The sequence below is a fragment of the Kitasatospora sp. NPDC036934 genome (genome assembly GCF_055608425.1).
In genome coordinates this window covers 72,126-92,959 of the sequence record NZ_JBVJQR010000021.1, presented here as the reverse complement: position 1 = coordinate 92,959, position 20,834 = coordinate 72,126, and the positions used below count along the sequence as shown (strand labels likewise).

Here is a 20,834-nt window from a genome sequence, read left to right as displayed (position 1 = left end):
CTGTGCGTCGGGGGCGCCGCGTCGGCCTCCGGGCCGGGGCCGTTCGGCGTTCCGTGCGGGCGGCTGTCCGGGGCTGCCCGGGGTACTCGGGAGTCGGGGGTGTTCAGGAGTCGGGGGTGTTCAGGAGTCGGGGGTGTTCAGGAGTCGGGGCGGAGCATGGGCGGGTTGAGGACGGTCGCGCCGCCGGCGGTGAAGAGCTGGGCCGGGCGACCACCCTGACGGGTGGTCGTGCCGCCGGAGGGCAGCAGGAAGCCGGGGGTGCCGGTGACCTTGCGGTGGAAGTTGCGCGGGTCGAGGGCGACACCCCAGACGGCCTCGTAGACCCGGCGCAGCTCGCCCACGGTGAACTCGGTCGGGCAGAAGGCGGTGGCCAGGGAGGAGTACTCGATCTTGGAACGGGCGCGTTCCACGCCGTCAGCCAGGATCAGGCCGTGATCGAAGGCGAGCGGCACCCCGTCGGTCGGGCTCTCGGCGAGGAGTTCGCTGACCGGGGCCCAGCGGGCGCCGCTGGCGTCGCCGCCGGCCCGGGGGGTGGGGAGGTCCGGGGCGAGCACCAGGTAGGCCACGCTGACCACGCGCATCCGGGGGTCGCGCTGCGGGTGGCCGTAGGTGGCGAGCTGCTCCAGGTGGGCACCGGCCGCGCCGGGGCCCACCGCCTCGTGGCCGGGGGCGGAGTGGGCGCGCAGCCCGGTCTCCTCGGCCAGCTCGCGGGAGGCCGCCTCGGCCAGGCCCTCATCCGGGCGGACGAAGCCACCGGGCAGCGCCCAGTACCCCTGGTAGGGCGGCTCACCCCGTCTGACCAGGAGGGCGCAGAGCGAGTGGTCGCGCACCGTCAGAACCACCAGGTCAACCGTGACAGCGAACGGGGGGAAGGCCGACGGATCGTAGCGCGACATGGCGACGATCATAGTCGTCTCTCTGACGATAAGCACAGGCCCGTACGGGAGCGCGCGCCCGTGGGGGCCGTGGCCGCCCGGCACGATTCGCGCACGGGCGATCGGCTCTGGGGCAGCCGGGGTGTGCGCGGGCGGGCTGCCGGCAGGCGCTGCCCGGTCCGGTGTCAGCGGGCGACCAGTTGCAGGTCCGCAGAAGCCTCCTCCACCATCGCCACCCCGATCCGGCTCACCCGGACCGAGAAGGGCTCGCCCGCCACCCGCAGGCCGGTCAGTTCGAGTTCGCCGAGCGGAGCGGTGCTCGCCGGGCGGACCAGGACGCGGCCGCCCGGGACGTCCGGCCGGACTCCGGCGAGCGCGAACACCGCGTGGACGGCCCCGGCCGCGGAGACCGCCGCCGGGCGGCAGGCCGCAGGGTGCGGCACCGGTGGGCAGCCGGGGATGCGCTGCTCCCCCGCGTACATCTCGGGCAGCCGTGACTCGAAGTGGGCGGAGGCGGCGAGCAGGCCCTCCAGCAGGGTGCCGGCCTCGTTCTCGTGGCCGGCCTCGGCGAGGCCGGCGATCGCCAGCGCGGTCTCGTGGATCCGCACCGCGCCACCGCGGTGGCCCAGCGGGTTGAAGCGGGGCGACTTGGCGCTGAGGGTCCGCAGACCCCAACCGCTGTCCAGCTCGGGCGCGACCAGGCGCTGGGCGAACAGCCGGGTGTGTTCGCGGTCCAGCAGGCTCTCGTGCCGCCCGCCGTCGGCGGCGAGCCCGGTGTCGAGCAGGTGCACCAGGGAGGAGGCGACCGCGGGCAGCGGTTGGCCGCCGGGGGCCAGCCCGGCGGCGGGGCGGCCGCCGGAGAGGTCGTCGATCCAGAACCGCTCGCGGAAGCGCCCGCGCAGGTCGGCCGCCCAGCTCCGCCACTCCCCGGCTCCCGGCCTGGCGAAGGCCTCCAGCAACTCGGCACCGTGCAGGGCCGCCCGGTGGGCCTGCGCCTGGACCTCGACCCGGGCGGCGACCGGGTGGGCGCCGCGGTCCGCGACAGGGCGGCTCAGGTCGGTGACGAAGCCGTCGACCAGGCCCTCCCGCAGGGCGGCCAGAGCCCGCTCGGCGGCCGGGAGCAGTTCGGCGACCTCAGCCCGCGGCAAGCCCCAGCGCCAGGCCTCGGCGAGCACGGTGACGAACAGCAGGGTGGCCTCGGTGGCCGTGCAGGTGGGCGGCAGTTCGGGGCCGCCGTGCCGCAGGCCACCGGGCAGCAGACCCTCGGTGCGACCGGGGGCGGAGGCGAGTTGCTGACGGCGGGCCAGCGCACGCAGGGTGCCGACCGCGAGCCGGGTGCCCAGCGGGAGGGTCAGCCGGGCGGCCCAGAGCGCGTCGGCCGGGGCGAGGCCGAAGCGCCAGGGCGCACCGGAGGCCGGGTAGAGGTCGGTGGGGCGGTCCGGGTCGGCGAACAGCAGCCCGCCGAGGGCGTCCAGGGAACGATCGACCAGCGGGGCGGCGCGCGGGTCGTCGCTGCGCACCTCGGGTTCCGTCCAGGGCAGCGGGACACCCGTGCCGCGCCCACCGGGCGGGCGCGGGCCGCTCGGGGCACTCTCCAGTTCGGCGCGCAGCTCGACCGACCAGCGGGCGCCCGGCTGGACCTCCAAGTCCCAGCGGAGGACCCCGGCCCCCGCCAGGACGGCGTGCGGGGAGGGCTTGGCGCTGACCACGGCGCTGTGCGCGGGACCCGACCAGCGCAGCCCGGCGGACTGCACCTGGCCGGGCAGGTCGGGCGAGCGGTGCCCGGCGGCGATCTCGGCCACCGGGCCGAGGTCGGTGCCCAGGGCGACCTCCAGCGGCAGCCGGGCGGGCCGGGCACCGGTGTTGCGCACCGTGATCGTCTCCACGCCGTCCGCGTGGCGCAGCCGTTCGACGGTGAGCGCCGGGTCCGGGTCGAGGTCGCCAGGGACGCGGACGGAGCCGAGGAAGCGGGCCTGGGCGGTGCTGGTCAAGGTGCCCTGGAGCGGCAGCGGCTCCATGCCGCCGAGCCGAAGCTCCATCCGGGCCAGCACCCGGACCCCGTTGCGGTAGAAGCCGTGCAGGCCGTGGCCGCGCAGCTGGCCGTCCGGGCCGGAGGCGGCCATCGCGGGGGCGTTGACGCAGAGCACCGCGTGGTGGACGGCGGGGGGCTGGGGGCGCGGCGGGGCCGCAGGCCGTCCGGGGCCGACGGGTGCGCCTGCGGGCCCGACTGCCGGGGCCTGGTCGGGACGGCCGACCGGTCTGGGCGCGCCGACCACGCTCTCGGCCGGCATGGCCTGTAGTGGCCTCATGGCGGTCACCGGACTCTCCTCCCCTCGGCGGTCCGGTGGCCGGTCAGGCCGGTGGGCCGCGAGCATGCTCGATCGCGTGCTGGTGCCTGGCCGACGGGGTCTGTCCCGTCGGCTGCCGTGCTGGCCGTACCCGGCGGCGGGCCGTGCCATGCGGTGTGCGGTACCGGGCCGGTACCGGCACGCCGCGCCTTTCACGCCGGGCACCTCGTCGTGCTCGGCACCTCACGTCGGCAGGCCCGGCGCTCCGGGCCTGCCGGTTCGCCCCGCCCGTGGCGCCCTGCCTTCGCGGCCCGCGCCCGACGGACCGGCGGTCGTGCCCGGCCTGTCGTGCCCGGCCGGTCCGCGCCGCCTGACGGCCGCCTGGAACCGGGCTGCGGCCGGGCACCGTTCGGGCGCAGGGCCCCCGGAGTGAACGCCGCGAACCGCCGCCAGGTCACGCCCGCCGTCCCCGCCCCTGGTCGCGCTCGGGTCGTCAGGCGGTCGGGCCGCCTCCGCCAGGCCGTCACGGAAGGCTTCGCCAGGGCCCTGGCACGTCCGGGGCCTGAGCCCGACTCCGGCACCGCTGAAGCCGATGCCCGGTCGAGGTCGCGATCGGCTGCCCGGCCCGGCGGACTGGGGCAATCGAACCGGTGCTCGACCGCCGCCAGGATACGGTGCGGGGGTCGCGGCGCCCGTACCCGGTGACCCCGTGAACCGCGACGCACCCGCTGTGACCAGCAGAGACCGAGGAGTTGCATGTCCACCATCAGCCGGCTGCCCGGGATTGTCACGACCGACCACGTCTTCCAGGTCCCACTCGACCACTCCGCGCCGGAGGGCGAGCAGATCGAGGTGTACGCCCGCGAGGTGGTGGCTTCGGGCCGTCAGCGGGACGACCTGCCCTGGCTGCTCTTCCTTCAGGGCGGGCCCGGCGGCAAGGCCGCCCGCCCGCTGGGCCGGGACGCCTGGCTGGATCGTGCCCTGGACGACTACCGGGTGCTGCTGCTGGACCAGCGCGGCACCGGACGGTCCACGCCCGCGACCCGGCAGACCCTCGCCCGACGCGGCGGCCCGCAGGCGCAGGCGGACTACCTGGCCAACTTCCGCGCGGACTCGATCGTCCGGGACGCCGAGCTGATCCGCCAACGGCTGCTCGGCGCCGACCGGCGCTGGAGCGTGCTCGGCCAGAGCTTCGGCGGCTTCTGCACCCTCACCTACCTCTCCATCGCCCCCGAGGGCCTGGCCGAGGCCTTCATCACCGGCGGTCTCTCCGGCCTCGGCAGTTCCGCCGACGACGTCTACCGCGCCGCCTACCCGCGTGTCGTCCGCAAGAACGAGGACCACTACACCCGCTTCCCCCAGGACGTCGAGGCCGTGCGGCGGATCGCCGCCCACCTCGCCGACTCCCCCGCCACGCTGCCCGACGGCGGACAGCTCACCGTCGAGGCCTTCCAGGTGCTCGGGATGATGCTCGGCGGCGGCAGCGGCTCCGGGGCCCTGCACTACCTGCTGGAGGAGGCCTGGGTGGAGGGCCCGGCCGGGGCCGAGCTCTCGGACACGTTCCTGGCCGGTGTCCAGGCCAAGCTGTCCTTCGCCGAGGGCCCTCTGTACGCCGTGCTGCACGAGTCGATCTACGGCCAGCGCTCGGTGGACCAGGGTGGCACCGGCTGGTCGGCCGAGCGGGTCCGCAAGGAGTTCCCGCAGTTCGACGCACGGGCGGCACTGGCGTCCGACGCACCGGTGCTGTTCACCGGGGAGATGATCTACCCCTGGATGTTCGACACCGACCCGGCGCTGCGCCCGCTGAAGGAGACCGCGGACCTGCTCGCCGCCCGCACCGACTGGCCCGACCTCTACGACCCGGCGCGCCTGGCCACCAACGCCGTGCCCGTCGTGGCGGCGGTGTACCACGACGACATGTACGTGGACACTGCCGACTCGCTGGAGACCGCCCGCGCGGTGCGCGGCCTGCGGGTCTGGATCACCAACGAGTGGGAGCACGACGGCCTGCGGGTCAGCGAAGGCAAAGTGCTGGACCGGCTGATCAAGATGGCGCACGGCGAGGCATAGCGACCTCCCTGCCGGTGGGTCGGCGAGTGGCTCAGTGCGCACGGTGGGACCCCCTCGCCGCCTGCCGACTGCCCCGGCACCGGTGGAGGCCGGTGCCGGACCGGAGGACGGCCGGGGCGCAGGACCCCGCCCGGCCGAGGCGCACACCCCGAGCGGACCGTGCTCCGGCGACCGGACCGTGCCCGGTGGCCGGGCGCAGGGCGACCGGTCCGGGGTCGCCGGCGTCCGGCTTCGGCTCGCCGGGGTCACCGGGCCCGTCGGCGCCGCGGTCGGCCGGGGACGCTCCCGGAACCGCGGCCTTCCGGCGGCCGCCCCGCCGCCGTCGGCGTGCCCCACCTGCCGGTCGGGGCTGCTCCCCGGGTGAGCCGCCCGGGGCCTGCTCGGGCCCAGGCGCCGGCCCCGGCTCGCCGTCGGTCGCGGGCGTGGGCCCGGCCCCGGGCTGCGAGGTGGCCGTGCGCTCCTCGCGTCGCCGCCGCTGGGCCTCGACCGCGGTCAGCAGCGGCCCGGGTGTCATGCCGTCGTTCATCGATTCGTACAGCAACTCGGCCAGCAGGTAGCCCGGGGAGAGCCGAAGGACGTGACCGAGCACCACCCGGGCGGTGGCCGTGTCGCCCGCGACCCAGGATGCCCAGGCCAGCAAGGTCAGCGGGGCCACCGCACAGCCCTCGTACGGCGGTACGGCGCGCCGGGCGAGGAAGCGCCAGAGCCGCTCGGCGGGCGCGAGCTCGGCGGGACGGACGTACTCGACGCCGCGGTCCCGGGTGAGGCGGTCCCGGAGGGCGAACAGCAGCCGGGCCGTTCGCTCCTCGTCGAGTTCCCGGGCACCGGCCGCGAACTCGGCGAAGACCTGCTCCAGCAGATCGAGGCCCTGCTCCCGGGAGACCGCCCCCGCGAGGGGCTCGGCGCGGGCCAGTGCCTCCCGCTGCGCGGAGTCCTCCGGCGGGCCGACCGGGGCCAGGCCACCGACGATCGCCCTCCGGCTGCCGCGCGGCACCAGGCCGGCCACCGTCGCGGCGGCGGCCGCCGGCCCCGGGTCGGGCCCTCGGCGCACCGGGTTGCCCGCCGGATCGCAGCAGCCCTCCCTGCGGCAGAGGAAGGACCACCAGCGGCCTTCCGAGACGCACAGCGACTCCTTGATCGCCACTCCCCTGCGCCCGAAGGCCGCACGCAGGTGGTCGGCGAGCGGCCGCAAGCCCTCGACCGTCGGCGGGGCGTGCGCCGTGTCCGGGTCCTGGCAGAGGTAGAGGAGCACTTCGAGCGGCCGACTGCCGTGCCGCTCGGAGAGGGCGACCAGCAGGGCGGCCGTCTCCTCCGCCGCGGCCGACCACTCCGCGGACGAGACCGGGATGTCCGCCCGGATGACCCCGCCCTGGTGCAGGTCGGGGCCCTGGAGGCCGACCGCGACGATGCTGTCGTCGGGGTAGAACCCCAGGAGGTAGGGCAACAGTTCGGCCATGTCGGCCGGACCTTGCATAACGACGGGCCGCTGCTCGGAAGCCGGGCCCAGGGACAGGATGACGTGTTCGTTGTTCATCGCGTTCATGGCGCAACAGTGCGCGCTATCCGATGACGACTCCGGAACTTTCCTTTTTCCTGTGGATAACTCGGCCTCCGAATTTCCGTTCGCTCATTCGGCGCACGCGACACTCGCCCCAGAGAGTGGATTTTGGCGACCGTTCAGCGGATCGACGGATGAAATACACTCCGTCTTCCGCTTCGCCGGCCGGACCGCATTCGCCCCTTGTCGGCGCCATGGGGTTACATCGACGCCATGAAGCAGCCCGACATCCACACCACCGCCACCGCCGACCGCGCCGAGGTCCGGGCGCGGGCCGAGGCCGTCCTGCGCGAGCTCGCCGGCCCCGCCGCCAGCCTGCGCGAGGACCAGTGGACGGCCATCGAGGCCCTCGTGGTCGACCACCGCCGCGCCCTGGTCGTCCAGCGCACCGGCTGGGGTAAGTCCGCGGTCTACTTCATCGCCACCGCACTGCTCCGCGCCCGCGGCGCCGGGCCGACCGTGATCGTCTCCCCCCTGCTCGCCCTGATGCGCAACCAGGTCGAGTCGGCGGCCCGGGCCGGCATCCACGCCCGGACCATCAACTCGGCCAACACCGAGGAGTGGGACGAGGTCCAGGCCGAGGTCGCCGCCGGGAAGGTCGACGTCCTGCTGGTCAGCCCCGAGCGACTGAACAACCCGGACTTCCGCGACCAGGTGCTGCCCAAGCTGGCCGCCTCCACCGGCCTGCTGGTGGTCGACGAGGCCCACTGCATCTCCGACTGGGGCCACGACTTCCGCCCCGACTACCGCCGACTGCGCACCATGCTCGCCGACCTGCCGCCGCGCGTCCCGGTACTGGCCACCACCGCCACCGCCAACGCCCGGGTCACCGCGGACGTCGCCGAGCAGCTCGGCACCGGAACCACCGACGAGCACGCCCTGGTGCTGCGCGGTCCCCTCGACCGGGAGAGCCTCACCCTGGGCGTGCTCGCCCTGCCCGACCCGGCGCACCGGCTCGCCTGGCTGGCCGACCACCTCGACCGGCTGCCCGGCTCGGGCATCGTCTACACCCTGACGGTGGCCGCCGCCGAGGAGGTGACGGCCTTCCTGCGCGAACGCGGCTTCCCGGTGGCCTCCTACTCCGGCCGCACCGAGGACGCCGAGCGCCGCACCGCCGAGGCCGATCTGCTGGCCAACCGGGTCAAGGCGCTGGTCGCCACCTCCGCACTCGGCATGGGCTTCGACAAGCCCGACCTCGGCTTCGTCGTCCACCTGGGCTCGCCCAGTTCGCCGATCGCCTACTACCAGCAGGTCGGCCGGGCCGGCCGCGGCGTGGACCGGGCCGAGGTGCTCCTGCTGCCCGGGCGCGAGGACGAGGCGATCTGGCGCTACTTCGCCTCGCTCGCCTTCCCGCCGGAGGAACAGGTGCGGCGCACCATCGACGCGCTCGCCGAGGCCGGCCGCCCGCTCTCCACCGCCGCACTGGAACCCCGGGTGGACCTGCGCCGGGCCCGGCTGGAGACCATGCTAAAGGTGCTGGACGTGGACGGCGCCGTCCGCCGGGTCAAGGGCGGCTGGACGGCCACCGGGCAGAGCTGGGCGTACGACACCGCCCGCTACGCCAAGGTCGCCGCCTCCCGGGAGGCGGAACAGCGGGCGATGCGCGACTATGCGGCGGCCACCGGCTGCCGGATGGAGTTCCTGCGCCGCCAGCTGGACGACGAACAGGCCGTGCCGTGCGGGCGCTGCGACAACTGCGCGGGCCCGCTGCACACCCCGGAGGTCTCCGCCGAGACGCTGGCCGCGGCCCGGGCCGCGCTCGGCCGCCCGGGCGTGAGCTTCGAGCCGCGCCGGCTCTGGCCGACCGGGATGGACGCGCTCGGGGTGCCGTTGAAGGGCCGGATCCCGGTCGGCGAGCAGGCGGAGACCGGCCGGGCGCTCGGCCGGCTGTCCGACATCGGCTGGGGCAACCGGCTGCGCACTCTGCTCGCCGAGCAGGCGCCGGACGTTCCGGTGCCCGGCGAGGCGGTGGACGCGCTGGTGGCGGTGCTGGCCGACTGGGCACGCGGCCCGGGCGGCTGGGCCGGGCCCGCGACGGCGGAGGGCACCCGGTTGGAGCGGCCGGTCGGCGTGGTGACCATGGCGTCCTCGTCCCGCCCCCAGTTGGTCGGCAGCCTCGGTGCGCGGATCGCCGAGATCGGGCGGCTGCCGCTGCTCGGCCGGATCGAGTACGCGGGCGGGCAGCCCCCGCACGGGGCCCGCAGCAACAGCGCCCAGCGACTGCACTCGCTGGCCGGGGCGCTGGTCCTGCCGCCGGAGCTTGAACAGGCGGTGGCGGCGGCGGGCGGGCCTGTTCTGCTGGTGGACGACCTCGTGGACTCGGGGTGGACGGTCACCGTGGCGGCCCGGCTGCTGCGCCGGGCGGGAGCCGGCGCGGTGCTGCCGCTGGTCCTGGCCGTGCAGGGGTGAGTCTGCGGCGGACGGCCGCCGCACCCGGGACCACCTTCACTCGAATGGCCTAACAGAAAGGAGTCGACAGGGCGATTTCGATCACGTCGCAGATCCGACCCGAGAAAGGAGTGCTCACCATGTCGATGACGGCCCACCATGCCCTTCACCCAGTGTGGATCAAGGTCGAACGGCAGTTGAACCCCACTCGGGCCGCAGTGGAACATATCCGGCAGAACATGGGCTATCGGGTGGCGTTCATCATTTCATCGTTGCCGCTCCGGCCCCGTTGCCCCGAGAATTGGGTAGTACCCGAAATCCGGTCCACTGGACCTGCCCTTCGGCGTACCCAGGCACCCGCCTGCCCGCGGGCCAGGAAGGAGGATCGTGATCAACGGTATCGGCCGAGGTCAGCATCCCCTCTCCGGGAGTTCGGCGCCCAGACGGCTGCTGGACCTGGAGACCTGGACCGCCTCGGGGATCCCGTTGCTGCGCGATCCGCGCGAGTTCGTCCAGGAACTGCACCAGCGCCACCTGCCCCAGCCGGGCACGGTCGTGGTGGCAGTCCTGGACGCGCTCCACCACGTCACCGCCTCGGCCTCGTTCACGCCCTGGCCCCACGACACCGACGGCTGGCAGCACCGGAACGCCCTGCTGGCGCACCTGCGCCGGATCACCCCGCACGACCTGCGACTGCCCGAGCCGAACCGGACGGCCGTGCTGCTGCGCTGCCGTGACGGCGCGCCCGGCTGGACGGAGCAGGACGGCGCCTGGATGTGGGCGCTGCGGGACGCAGCCGGGCTCCACGGACTGCGCTGCGGCTCGTACATCGGGCTCACGCCGACGGGCTGGCAGATCCTCGGGGACGGAAGGGGCGGACGCAATCCGCACGCGGGTTCATGGGCGGACGGGCCGGTGCACACCGTGACGGAACTGCCACCGCGGCCGGTGCTCGACGCCCCGCGCCGCCGACGCGCCCGGCAGCAGGCGGCCGAGCAGACCAAGCGGGTCGACGCTCCCCAGCGCACCCCGCAGTCCGAGCCGCCGTGGATCCCCGCTCGGGTCACGGCCATCGAACCAAGCCGCCGCACCGGCACACGCTGAGCGGCCCCGAACGGCCGTCACGGGCACGGGCGTTCCGACCGGAGCAGGGGCCGAACGCGTCGGTCGGCAGCCGCCGACGGGCAACGGACCGCGGACGGACCGCTGTTGGACTGCGGACGGACTCCGGGCCCGGCACCGTTCCGGCACCGGACCCGGAGTGAGGACGGCTGTCAGGCCCTGACCGGGCGTCCCGGTGCGGCGCCGGCCGCCCCCGAGGCAGCCGGGCCGGCCTCTCCGCAGACCACCAGCAGGGCGTTCGCGTGGCCGAGCGCCTCGGCGTACGCCTCAGCAGCCCGGGCGGGCGATCCGCCGTTGACCACCAGGACGACCACCTCACGGCGGACCGGCCTGGTCAGCGCGGCGTCGGCGTAGAACACGTCGCCGCCGTCGGCGAGTTGCGCCCAGTAGCGATCCTCGCCGAAGGAGAGCTCGTGCTGCTGCCAGGGGTGCGGCCCGCCGACGGTCAGCACCAGGATGTCGCCCGGGTTGCGGCCCGAGTCCAGGAGCCGGTCGACCGCGTCGCCGGCGCGGTCCAGTGCCTCGGCCGGGGTGGCGGCGATGCGCTGGACCTCGATCTGCGGTGCGGCGGGTGCCGGGCGGCGCGGTGCCGGACCGGGCTTGGGGATCAGGCGCGGCGGGCCCTGGCGGTCGGCACGCGGCGGTGCCGGTCGCGGCGGCGCCGGACGCGGGCCGGGCACCGGGAGCGGTGCGGCGGCGACGGTGGTGGGTGCGGTGGCGGGTGCGCCGCCGTTGGCAGGCGCGTGGAGGGCTTGTGCGTCCGACTCGCGGGGGAAGGGAACGCCGGGGCCCGGGAGGCTCTCGTGAATCTCCGGCTCCTCGGGGAAGACAGGCATACCCGGATATCTATCAAATGCCGGTCGAACGCGCACGGGCACCCCACCCATTGGGCACCGGGCACCCGCGACTCCCACCCGGGGCAATTCCAGACGGACCGTCAGAAACCGAGCGTCAACTGTTCGTCGGCAGACCCCTGCCCAGTGCCGGCGACGTCCCGCCCGCGCTTCAGATGACGCCACTCGGGCAGTGCGTCCAAGTACGCCCAGGAGAGCCGGTGGTGCTCGGTGGGGCCGAACTCCTCAAGCGCGGCGCGGTGCACCGGGGACGGATAGCCGGCATTGTCCGCGAAGCCGTATTCCGGGCACGCCTCGCCGAGTTGGGCCATCAGCCCGTCGCGGTGGACCTTGGCGAGCACCGAGGCGGCGGAGACGCAGATGCAGGACTGGTCGCCCTTGATCACCGTGCGCACCCGCCAGGGGCCGCCGAGGTAGTCGTGCTTGCCGTCCAGGATCACCGCGTCCGGCTCGACCGGCAGTGCCTCCAGCGCGCGGACGGCGGCCAGGCGCAGGGCTGCCGTCATACCGAGCTCGTCGCACTCCTGCGACGAGGCGTGACCGAGCGCGTACGCGGTGACCCAGTCGGCGAGCACCGGCGCGAGTGCCTCCCGGCGCAGCACGGTGAGCAGCTTGGAGTCGGTGAGCCCCTCCGGCGGCTTGCGCAGGCCGGTGACGGCGGCGCCGACGGTGACCGGCCCGGCCCAGGCGCCTCGGCCCACCTCGTCCAGCCCGACCACGACCTTGGCGCCGGCCCGGCGGAGCGAGCGTTCGACGGAGTGCGTCGGCGGGACGATGGGCATGACGGACTCCGTTCGGCAAAACAGCCCCGTCGGGCGGAACAGCCCGGTCGGGTGAGGCGGCCCACTCCGCTGGGGGCAGCCTCCAGCCTAAGCCCGCTCACGGGCGCCCCGACAACGCCCCGACAACACCCCGATCCCGACCGGCGCGAACCACCCCGGAGTCGCCCCGGAGCCGCCCCGGAGCTGCCCCCTGGCCGCCACCCCGCACCCGCATCGCACAGACCCGCGCCCACCGCACTCACCCCGCACCCGGCTACGGCCGCCGGATCATCGGCACCAACACGTCGTCCACCAGCCGGACCGCGAAGTCGGGGGCGAGCCCGCGGTCGAAGACCTTCACCTGGAACATCAGCATCGCCGGGACGACGTCGGCGACCAGCGGAGCGACCGCGTCCGGGCGGACGTCGCCGCGCTCGACGCCGCGGCGGAGGATGTCCAGGACGGTGTCCTTGGTCGGTCCGATCACCCGCTGCACGATGAAGTCCTTGAACACCTCGGCCTGCTGTTGGGAGAGTTCGGCCATCAGCGCATGCAGGGCGGCGCCCGCGCGGGAGCAGATCGCGTCCGCGAAGAGCTCGATGAGCTGCAGCAACTCGGCCCGGGCGGACCCGAGATCGGGGATGTCGTAGGGGCGTGGGAGAGTGGAGTCCAGGGCGTCGATGACGAGTTCGACCTTGGACGCCCAGCGCCGGTAGAGCGCGGCCTTCCCGGTCCGCGCCGCAGCGGCGACGCCCTCCATCGTCAGTCGCGCGTAACCGCCGGAGGTGAGCTGGTCGAGCGCGGCCTCGAAGATCGCGTTCTCCAACTCCTTCCCCCGACGGCGCACCGGACGCGTCAGCGCCTCCTGGGCCGCCCGCACCGGACAGCAGGGCTCGGCTCCGGCCTTCGACGGCGCCACCGGGAGCACCTCGGGCCCCGCCACCCCGGGGGTCCTCCCAGGCGTCCCCGGCCCGGCAGCACCCCCGGACATCCCGGCAGTGCCCCCGGACACCCCGGACGCCCCTGGTTCCGTCGGCGCCGGGGGCGGCGGACTCACGCCCGCCGCTCGGGCGGCCGTCCGACCGGGCGTCCGGTCCGCCGAAAAGCGCCGCATCAACCGATCCATTGCCACCCTCCTTAAGGAACGCTTGCGTTCACTATCGACCCCAGGATATCGTCCAGCTTAGTGAACGGCACCGTTCCTTCTAAGCCCGCGCCATCGCGCAGCAGCCAGTTCGGGCCGCGGATCCGCCGCATCCCGGACGCCCGAGGCTCCAAGACCCAAGCACCCAAGCACGTAGCCAGCAGGGGGCACATTCGTGGCTATCTCCGACACTCTCAGCAAGAACTCGCCACCGAAGGGGGGCCAGAGCCGGGGGAAGGGCATCACCCTGGCCGTCATCGCGGCCACTCAGCTCATGGTGGTGCTCGACGCGACCATCGTGAACATCGCACTTCCGGGCATCAAGGACGCGCTGAACTTCTCCACCACCGACCTGTCCTGGGTCATCAACGCCTACACGCTGACCTTCGGCGGGCTGCTGCTGCTCGGCGGTCGCGCGGGTGACATCCTCGGCCGCCGCCGGGTGTTCATCTTCGGCACCCTGTTGTTCGGCCTCGCCTCGCTACTGGGCGGCTTCGCCCAGGACAGCGGCCTGCTGCTGGCCGCCCGCGCGCTCCAGGGCATCGGTGGCGCGATCTGTTCACCGACCGCCTTCGCCCTGATCGCGACCAACTTCGAGGAGGGGCCGGAACGCAACAAGGCGTTCGGCGTCTTCTCGGCGGTGGCCGGTTCGGGCGCCGCGATCGGCCTGCTGGCCGGCGGCCTGCTCACCGAGTACCTGGACTGGCGCTGGGTGTTCTTCGTCAACGTGCCGATCGCCGTCCTGATCGCGATCGCCGCGCCGCGCTACATCACCGAGTCCGAGCGGCACGCGGGCCGGTTCGACATACCCGGCGCGCTCACCTCGACCCTCGGCCTGGTCGGCCTGGTCTACGGCTTCATCCGGGCCGCCTCGGACGGCTGGTCGGACGGCCTGACGCTCGGTTCCTTCGCGGCCGGCGTGATCCTGCTGGCCGCGTTCGTCGTGATCGAGCGGCGCACCGACCAACCGATCACCCCGCTGCACCTGTTCGCCGACCGCAACCGCACCGGCGGCCTGGTGATGATGCTCTGCCTGGCCGCGGCCATGTTCGGCATCTTCTTCTACGTGGTCCTGTTCGTGCAGGGACCGCTCGGGTACAGCCCGCTCAAGGCGGGCGTGTCCTTCCTGCCGATCAGCGTGTCGATCATCATCGCCGCTCAGATCGCCTCCGCCTTCCAGGCCAAGTACGGCCCGAAGCCGTTCATGGCGGGCGGCGCGCTGCTGGTCACCATCGGTCTCACCTGGCTGACCCAGATCCACAAGGACAGCGGCTACCTGGACGGCGTGCTCGCCCCCACGGTGATCTTCGGCTTCGGCATGGGCCTGATCTTCGTCCCGGTGATGCTGCTCTCCGTCGCGGGCGTCCCCGGCGAGGAGACCGGCGCCGCGTCCGGCCTGCTCAACTCGATGCAGCAGATCGGCGGTTCGCTCGGTCTGTCGATCCTGACCACGGTCTTCGCGCACTACGCCGTGCCCGAGTTCAAGGCGCAGGTGCCCGGTTTCATGAAGGCCGCCTCGCCGGACCAGCTCGCCTACTTCCAGGAGAAGCACGACTTCCCGCCGGGTTCCGACGCCGCCAACTCGGTGCTCGCCCAGGGGATCTCGCACGGCTTCATCGTGGGTGCGGCGCTCGCCGGGGTGGCCCTGCTGGTCGCGCTGTTCGTGGTCAAGGCGAAGGCCAGCGACCTGCCGAGCGGCGACAGCGCCGGCATCGCGATGCACTGACCCGCACCGCACCGGGAACCGCCACGGGCCGGCCGGGAGCAGCACGCTCCCGGCCGGCCCGATCCCTTCCCCGTCCCCGGCCCCGCGCCACCCCGGCCTCGCACCACCCCGGCCACGCGCCACCCGGCCCCGCACGACGCTTCCGCTACCGGCTCCCCGTCGGCACCAGGCCGGCCCACTCGCAGGGCCCCCGCCCCGTCAGCGGCTCCTCCACCAGCGGCCGGCCCCGCACGACGCTTCCGCTACCGGCTCCCCGTCGGCACCAGGCCGGCCCACTCGCAGGGCCCCCGCCCCGTCAGCGGCTCCTCCACCAGCGGCCGATCCCGCAGGGCGTGCCGGGCCCCGGCGACCGAGCCGCCAGCCGCGTACCAGGGACGGTTGTCGTGGTCCAGGTCGCGCCGGATCAGTTGCAGCGCGCAGGACCGCTCCGGCTCCGGCAGCCGGTCCAGGGCGGGCACCGCGTCCGCCGAGAGGTCGCGGACGTTGCGCAGGTCGATCTGCTGCGACCGCTCGTACCGGGCCACGTTCTGCTCCGCGACCACCGTGTCCGGCCCCATCAGTCCGTACACCGCGACGGTGAGCATGCCGCTGAGGACGACGGCCCGCGGCAGCCAGCCGGCGCCGCGGGTGAGCCCCGCGGTGATCAGCAGCAGGAAGACGACGCCCAGCCAGATCTCGACCACCAGCACCCACAGCCGCAGCCGGGTGAGGCCGGAGGCGTCCACGTAGAACCACATCCGGCCGAGCGCCGAGGCGACCACGACCAGCGTCAGCAGGCAGAGCAGCCCGAGCAGGATCCGCGCCACCCGGCGGTCGGCCGGCGTGGTACGCGGGGCCCAGCGCCGGGCGACGGCCACCACGACCAGGGTCAGCACGGTGATCACGCTCAGCTGCCAGAAGCCCTGACGGGCGTACGCGGAGCGGCTCATCCCGGTGTTGCTCAGCACGGCGTCCGCGCCGCCGAGCACCACCGCCGCCTGGATCACCGCGAAGGCGCCGAACATCAGGTTGAGCGCGACCAGGGGCAGCGCCCACTCCAGCCGCCGACGTTCCCGCCCGGGACGGATCTCCAGGCGGTCCCAGCGGCGCGGGCCGGCCGCGATGTGCGCGAAGCCCAGCGCGGCGAGCGTCCCGAGTCCGCACAGCAGCCCGCGCAGCGGCAGTTGGTGGATGTCGAGGCTGGGGGTGAGCCCGGCCAGCAGGTCCGCCATGGCGGCGTCGGCGTCGGCGAACAGCAGGCCGAAGACGGTCAGCAGGACGGCGGCGACTGCGAGTGCCTTGAGCACCGGGACGATCCGGCCGCGGCCGGGCAGCGACCGGCCCGCCAGTCCCTCCCAGAGCCAGGCCACGCCCGGAATCAGCTGCCAGATCAGGGCGGGCAGCGCAAAGAGCACCCCCGACCAGCGTCGACCGCCGTGCAGGGCCAACGAGGCCAGGCCCAGCGCGCAGCCGGCGGCCAGCAGGGCGGGCCAGCCCGCGTCCCACCGGGCCGGGACGGCGAGCAGGGCGAGCGCCAGCAGGCTCCAGACGACCGTCCAGGGCCGGATCCGGCGGTCGGCGGCACGAGCGACGAGTCCGGCGGTGACGGCGGTGGCGGCACCGCCGATCAGCAGGTTGGCACCCACCCCGTCGTACAGCAGCCAGGCCGTCAGCAGGCCGGTGAGCAGGGCGAACAGCAGCACCCGGGGGGTGGCCGCCGCGTGCCGCTCGGGGTCGGTGGCGCGCAGCCGGTCCCCGGTCGTCGGCCCGGACGCAGCGGACGGGCCGTACGGGCCGCCGGGCCGGTACCGGCCGGACGAGGGACCTTGGCCGGACGACAGACCGTGGCCGGACGACGGCCCCTGGCCGGACGACGCATACGGCGCGTACGGATCCGCCGACGCGTAGGGCGCGTACGGGTCGCCCGGCGTGTACGGCGCGTACGGCGTGTACGGGTCGGCCGACGCCTGCGGGTCGGACGCGGGCGGCGGATCGGTCGGGGCAGGCGTGGACGGGCCTGGCATGGCTCCCCCTCAGTGGTCGGCGGGCATGCGGAAGCCGTCCTCCGGACGGTCCGCGGGCGGGCGTGCTCGACGCCTCTGCCGCTGCCGACTGTAGACCATTCTGAACAAGTTCAAAAGTTGGTTCTGAACACGTTCAGACGCCCCTGGCTGCCACCCCTCCCCGCCGGGACCACCCCCTCCCCGCCAGGGTCACAAACGGGCTACCCCTTGACCGACCCGGCCAGCAGCCCCCGGACGAAGTACCGCTGCAGGCTGAAGAAGACGATCAGCGGCACGGTGATCGACAGGAACGCCCCGGCCGTGAGCAGCTCCCACCGGCCGCCGAGCGAGCCGGACAACTGCGCCAGCCGGACCGTCATCGGCGCCACCTCCGGCGTACCGCCGGCGAAGGTGAGGGCGACCAGCAGGTCGTTCCAGACCCACAGGAACTGGAAGATCGCGAACGAGGCCAACGCCGGGGCGCACAGCGGCAACACGATCGACCGGAAGATCTTGAAGTGCGAGGCGCCGTCCACCACCGCCGCCTCCATCAGGTCGCGCGGCAGCTGGGCGATGAAGTTGTGCAGCAGGAACACCGCCAGCGGCATCGCGAACATGGTGTGCGCCAGCCAGACCGGTGCGTAGCTCCCCTTCAGGTCCACCGCCGGGATCAGCGTCAACGAACCCAGGTGGGCGCCGCTGGAGAACAGCCGCAGCAGCGGGATCAGCGCCATCTGGAGCGGCACCACCTGGAGCGCGAACACCGTGAAGAACACCGTGTCGCTCCCCCGGAACCGCACCCAGGCCAGCGCGTACGCCGCCATGGCCGCCAGCACCAGCGGGAAGAGGGTGGCCGGGATGCTGATCGCCAGCGAGTTCACCAGGAAGGGCATCAGGCCGGTGGAACCGCCGGAGCCGCCCTCGAACAGCACCGCGTGGTAGTTGCCGAGCCCGAAGTCCGGGTGGAGCAAGGCGTTCCACCAGCCGTCGGCGGTCACGTCCTGCTTGGGGCGCAGCGAGGTCACCAGCAGGCCGAGGGTGGGGATCGTCCAGAGCACCGTCACCGCGATCACGAACACCGAGGCCAGCGGGCTGCTGAAGGCCTTCCGGACCGGGCTCCTCCCACCGGAACGGCGGCCGACGGCTTTCGCCGCAGCAGTGCTCGCCTCCGGAGTCCCCACCCCGGGAGTGCTCACCTCGGGAGTGCTCCCCTCAGGAGTGCTCACCGCACCTCACGCTCCCTCCGCAGTTGGACGATGTTGTAGGCCACCAGCGGCAGCACCGCGAGGAACAGCAGGACCGCCAGGGCGCCGCCGCGCCCGTCGTTGAACTGCACGAAGGACTGCGAGTACATCTCGTTGGCCAGCACCTGGGTGCCGAAGTTGCCGCCGGTCATGGTGCGGACGATGTCGAAGGCCTTCAACGTGATGATCATGACGGTGGTCAGGACGACCATCACCGTGGTGCGGATCATCGGCACGGTGACGTGCCAGAACAGCCGCACCCCGGTCGCGCCGTCCAACCGGGCGGCCTCCACCACCTCGTCCGGGATCGCCTTGATCGCCGCGGACAGCACCACCATCGCGAAGCCGGTCTGCACCCAGACCATCACCGCCATCAGCAGGAAGGTGTTCAGCGGCTGGCTGAGCAGCCAGTTCGGCGGGTCGGACCAGCCGACCGCGTGGGCGAGCTGGCTGAGCAGGCCGATCTGCGGCTGGTCCTTCCCGCGCGCCTCGTAGACGAACTTGAAGATGATCGAGGCGCCGACCAGCGAGATCGCCATCGGCATGAAGATCAGCGACTTGTACACCGACTGGCCGCGCATCCGGTCCACCAGCAGCGCCAGCACCAGGCCGAGGCCGGTCGCCGCCAGCGGCGCGACCACCAGCCACAGCAGGGTGTTGAGCAGCACCTTCCGCACCGAGTCGGTGGTGAAGGCCCAACCGAAGTTCTCACCACCGACGAAGGTGCTGCCGTCCGCGCTGTGCAGGCTGAGGTAGATCGTGCGGATCAGCGGCGCCACCAGGCCGACCGCCAGCAGCAGGACGGCCGGGCCGAGGAAGACCAGGACGGCCAGCGGGCGGGCGAGGCGGCCGCGGGCCCGGCCGGCCACCAGGAAGACGACCAGCAGGATGCCGAGGAAGCCCGCGATCGCGCCGAAGCTGTTGCCGAACTTGACCGCCGCATCGCCCCAGGCGCCGACGGCCAGGGAGTCGACGGCCGGCGGGGAGCCGGATACGGGCATGGCTGCACGTCCCTTCGGTTCATCCAACGGGAAGGCGAGTCAGGAAGGCGAAGCGGGAGGACGAGACGGAATGGGGAGACGGGGAAGGTAGGCGGAAAGGCGAGGTGGGGAAGGGGTGGGCGGTGCGGGTGGGTGGCCCCGCACCGCCCTCGGCGGGTGGTCCCGTGGTCCGCCGTACGGCGGACTACTTCGGCCAGGCGGCGTCGATGTCGCCGGCCACCTTCTGGATCGACTGTCCCTCGGCGAACCAGGCGGTGAGCGACTTCCACTCCTGCCCGGAGCCGACGGCCGCCGGCATCATGTCGGAGGCGTCGAAGCGGAAGGTCGCGCTCGGGTCGGTCAGCGCCTCCGCCGAGAGCTTGTCGATCGGGTCGGTGTACAGGCTCTTGTCCACGCCCTGGTTGGCCGAGACCCAGCCGCTCGCGGTCTTCACCCGGCTGCTCGCCCAGTCCGAGCTGGACAGGTAGTTCTGCACCGCCTGCACCTCGGGCCGGCTGGAGAAGGCGGCCAGGAACTCGCCGCCGCCCTCGACCGGGTTGGCGATCGCCGGGTTGACGGCGGGCAGGTGGAAGGCGAAGACGTCACCGTCCGGGGCGACCTTGGTGCCCTTGGGCCACTGGGCCTCGTAGAAGGAGGCCTGCTGGAGCATCGCGCACTTGCCGGTGAGGATCGGCGCGCCCGCGTCCTGGAAGGTGGTGGTGGCGATCGACTTGACGTCGCCGTAACCGCCGTTCACCCAGGCCGGGTTGAGCATCCAGTCGGCGACGGTCCTCATCGCCGTGGTGATCTTCTCGTCGGAGAACTTCACCTGGTGGCCGACCCACTGGTCGTAGACCTCGCCGCCGTACGTGCCCAGCACCGCCTCCTCCAGCCAGTCGGTGGCCGGCCAGCCGGTCGCCGTGCCGGAGGCGATGCCGCCGCACCAGGGCTTGGGGCCGCCCGCCTTGGCGATCCGGTCGCTGAGCGCCATGAGGTCGGCCCAGGTCTTGGGCACCTGGTAGCCGGCCGCGGTGAAGGCCTTCGGCGAGTACCAGACCAGCGACTTCATGTTGGCGCTCATCGGGGCCGCGTAGAAGGTGCCGTCGACGGAGCCGTAGGTCTTCCAGACCGGGCTCCACTTGTCCTGGTTGGCGACGGTCTGGGCGGGTGGCTTGACCACCTTGCCGCTCTTGACCATCTGAGCCAGCAGACCCGGCTGCGGGATGATCGCGAAGTCCGGGGCGTTGCCGCCGGCCACCCGGACCGGCAGCTGGGACTCGAAGTCGTTGGAGCCCTCGTAGCTGATCTTGATCCCGGTGCACTTGCCGAACTCGGCCCAGGACTTCTCCAGGTTGTCCGACTCCGGGCTCAGGATCGAGGCGAACATCGTCACCGTCGTCCCCGAATGTCCGGCGTACGGCTGGTACTTGGCGCAGTCGCCGGTCAGCGTCTGGGCCGCTCCACCGCCGTCACCCGAACCGCTGGAGCTGTTCGAGCAGGCCGCGGTCAGAGCCAGCGCTGCCAGCAGGGCGGGCGCGGCCACCAGTCTGCGGCGGTAACCCGTGTACGACGCGGTCGGGTTGAGAGTCAATGCGGTCCTCCTCGCCAGGGCGTGCTTCCTGGGGTGGGCTGAACGACATTGCGCTGTACCGGAGATGGGCGTGCGGAGATCGCTGGACGAGCGGGCGGCCGAACCGATTCGACGACGTTAACGCAGCCGTCCGCCGCCGCCAAGGTCCACGGTCGACCTTCCGTACCGGTGCCCCGACCGCCGCCTCCGAAACACCTGCCTCGGCCGCCACGAGCCGCGGCCCCACCCGGAAGCCGGACGGGGCCGCGTAC

Annotated in this window: 14 protein-coding genes; 4 read left to right on the top strand and 10 right to left on the bottom strand. The window is 73.5% G+C overall.

The window, feature by feature from the left end:
* Positions 1-137: 137 nt before the first annotated feature.
* Entirely contained in the window at positions 138-896 is a 759-nt protein-coding gene (locus ACZ7BZ_RS28255) for an NUDIX hydrolase (RefSeq protein WP_470360794.1), read from the bottom strand.
* A 164-nt stretch (positions 897-1,060) separates the two neighbouring features.
* Entirely contained in the window at positions 1,061-3,184 is a 2,124-nt protein-coding gene (locus tag ACZ7BZ_RS28250; protein WP_470360824.1) for an amylo-alpha-1,6-glucosidase, read from the bottom strand.
* 735 nt (positions 3,185-3,919) lie between these two features.
* Here ACZ7BZ_RS28250 and ACZ7BZ_RS28245 point away from each other — a divergent pair.
* Positions 3,920-5,233, top strand: a complete 1,314-nt coding sequence (locus ACZ7BZ_RS28245) for an alpha/beta fold hydrolase (RefSeq protein WP_470360793.1) — start codon at positions 3,920-3,922, stop codon at positions 5,231-5,233.
* 31 nt (positions 5,234-5,264) lie between these two features.
* On the opposite strand, the gene ACZ7BZ_RS28240 is transcribed toward ACZ7BZ_RS28245, so the two are convergent.
* Positions 5,265-6,776: a DUF4192 domain-containing protein gene (locus ACZ7BZ_RS28240; protein ID WP_470360792.1), complete on the bottom strand. Its 1,512-nt coding sequence runs from the start codon at positions 6,774-6,776 to the stop codon at positions 5,265-5,267.
* A gap of 228 nt (positions 6,777-7,004) precedes the next feature.
* Between ACZ7BZ_RS28240 and ACZ7BZ_RS28235 the strand changes: the two genes are divergently transcribed.
* A complete protein-coding gene (locus ACZ7BZ_RS28235) occupies positions 7,005-9,200 on the top strand; it encodes a RecQ family ATP-dependent DNA helicase (protein WP_470360791.1) in 2,196 nt (731 codons plus the stop codon).
* A 366-nt stretch (positions 9,201-9,566) separates the two neighbouring features.
* Entirely contained in the window at positions 9,567-10,283 is a 717-nt protein-coding gene (locus ACZ7BZ_RS28230) for a hypothetical protein (RefSeq protein WP_470360790.1), read from the top strand.
* 170 nt (positions 10,284-10,453) lie between these two features.
* On the opposite strand, the gene ACZ7BZ_RS28225 is transcribed toward ACZ7BZ_RS28230, so the two are convergent.
* From ACZ7BZ_RS28225 to ACZ7BZ_RS28215, 3 genes are all read right to left on the bottom strand, one after another.
* Positions 10,454-11,137, bottom strand: a complete 684-nt coding sequence (locus tag ACZ7BZ_RS28225) for a hypothetical protein (protein WP_470360788.1) — start codon at positions 11,135-11,137, stop codon at positions 10,454-10,456.
* A 101-nt stretch (positions 11,138-11,238) separates the two neighbouring features.
* Positions 11,239-11,937 carry a ribonuclease HII gene (locus ACZ7BZ_RS28220; RefSeq protein WP_470360787.1) on the bottom strand — a complete coding sequence of 233 codons (699 nt, stop codon included), beginning with the start codon at positions 11,935-11,937 and terminating at the stop codon, positions 11,239-11,241.
* 253 nt (positions 11,938-12,190) lie between these two features.
* The gene (locus tag ACZ7BZ_RS28215) at positions 12,191-12,835 is read right to left on the bottom strand and encodes a TetR-like C-terminal domain-containing protein (RefSeq protein ID WP_470360786.1); all 645 of its coding nucleotides are present in this window, start codon (positions 12,833-12,835) and stop codon (positions 12,191-12,193) included.
* Positions 12,836-13,235: 400 nt separating this feature from the next.
* Here ACZ7BZ_RS28215 and ACZ7BZ_RS28210 point away from each other — a divergent pair, with 400 nt between their 5' ends.
* On the top strand, positions 13,236-14,786 hold the full coding sequence (locus ACZ7BZ_RS28210) for an MFS transporter (RefSeq protein WP_470360785.1): 1,551 nt from the start codon (positions 13,236-13,238) through the stop codon (positions 14,784-14,786).
* 242 nt (positions 14,787-15,028) lie between these two features.
* Here ACZ7BZ_RS28210 and ACZ7BZ_RS28205 read toward each other — a convergent pair whose 3' ends face one another.
* The 4 genes from ACZ7BZ_RS28205 to ACZ7BZ_RS28190 all read right to left on the bottom strand — a co-directional run bounded on the left by ACZ7BZ_RS28205 (position 15,029) and on the right by ACZ7BZ_RS28190 (position 20,583).
* The gene (locus ACZ7BZ_RS28205) at positions 15,029-16,789 is read right to left on the bottom strand and encodes a DUF4153 domain-containing protein (protein ID WP_470360784.1); all 1,761 of its coding nucleotides are present in this window, start codon (positions 16,787-16,789) and stop codon (positions 15,029-15,031) included.
* Positions 16,790-16,989: 200 nt separating this feature from the next.
* Complete coding sequence (locus ACZ7BZ_RS28200) at positions 16,990-17,994, bottom strand: carbohydrate ABC transporter permease (RefSeq protein WP_470360783.1); 1,005 nt, start codon at positions 17,992-17,994, stop codon at positions 16,990-16,992.
* On the bottom strand, positions 17,991-19,013 hold the full coding sequence (locus ACZ7BZ_RS28195) for a carbohydrate ABC transporter permease (RefSeq protein ID WP_380454783.1): 1,023 nt from the start codon (positions 19,011-19,013) through the stop codon (positions 17,991-17,993). The genes ACZ7BZ_RS28200 and ACZ7BZ_RS28195 overlap by 4 nt, the downstream gene beginning before the upstream one ends.
* A gap of 184 nt (positions 19,014-19,197) precedes the next feature.
* A complete protein-coding gene (locus tag ACZ7BZ_RS28190; RefSeq protein ID WP_470360782.1) occupies positions 19,198-20,583 on the bottom strand; it encodes an ABC transporter substrate-binding protein in 1,386 nt (461 codons plus the stop codon).
* Between the last annotated feature and the right edge of the window lie 251 nt (positions 20,584-20,834).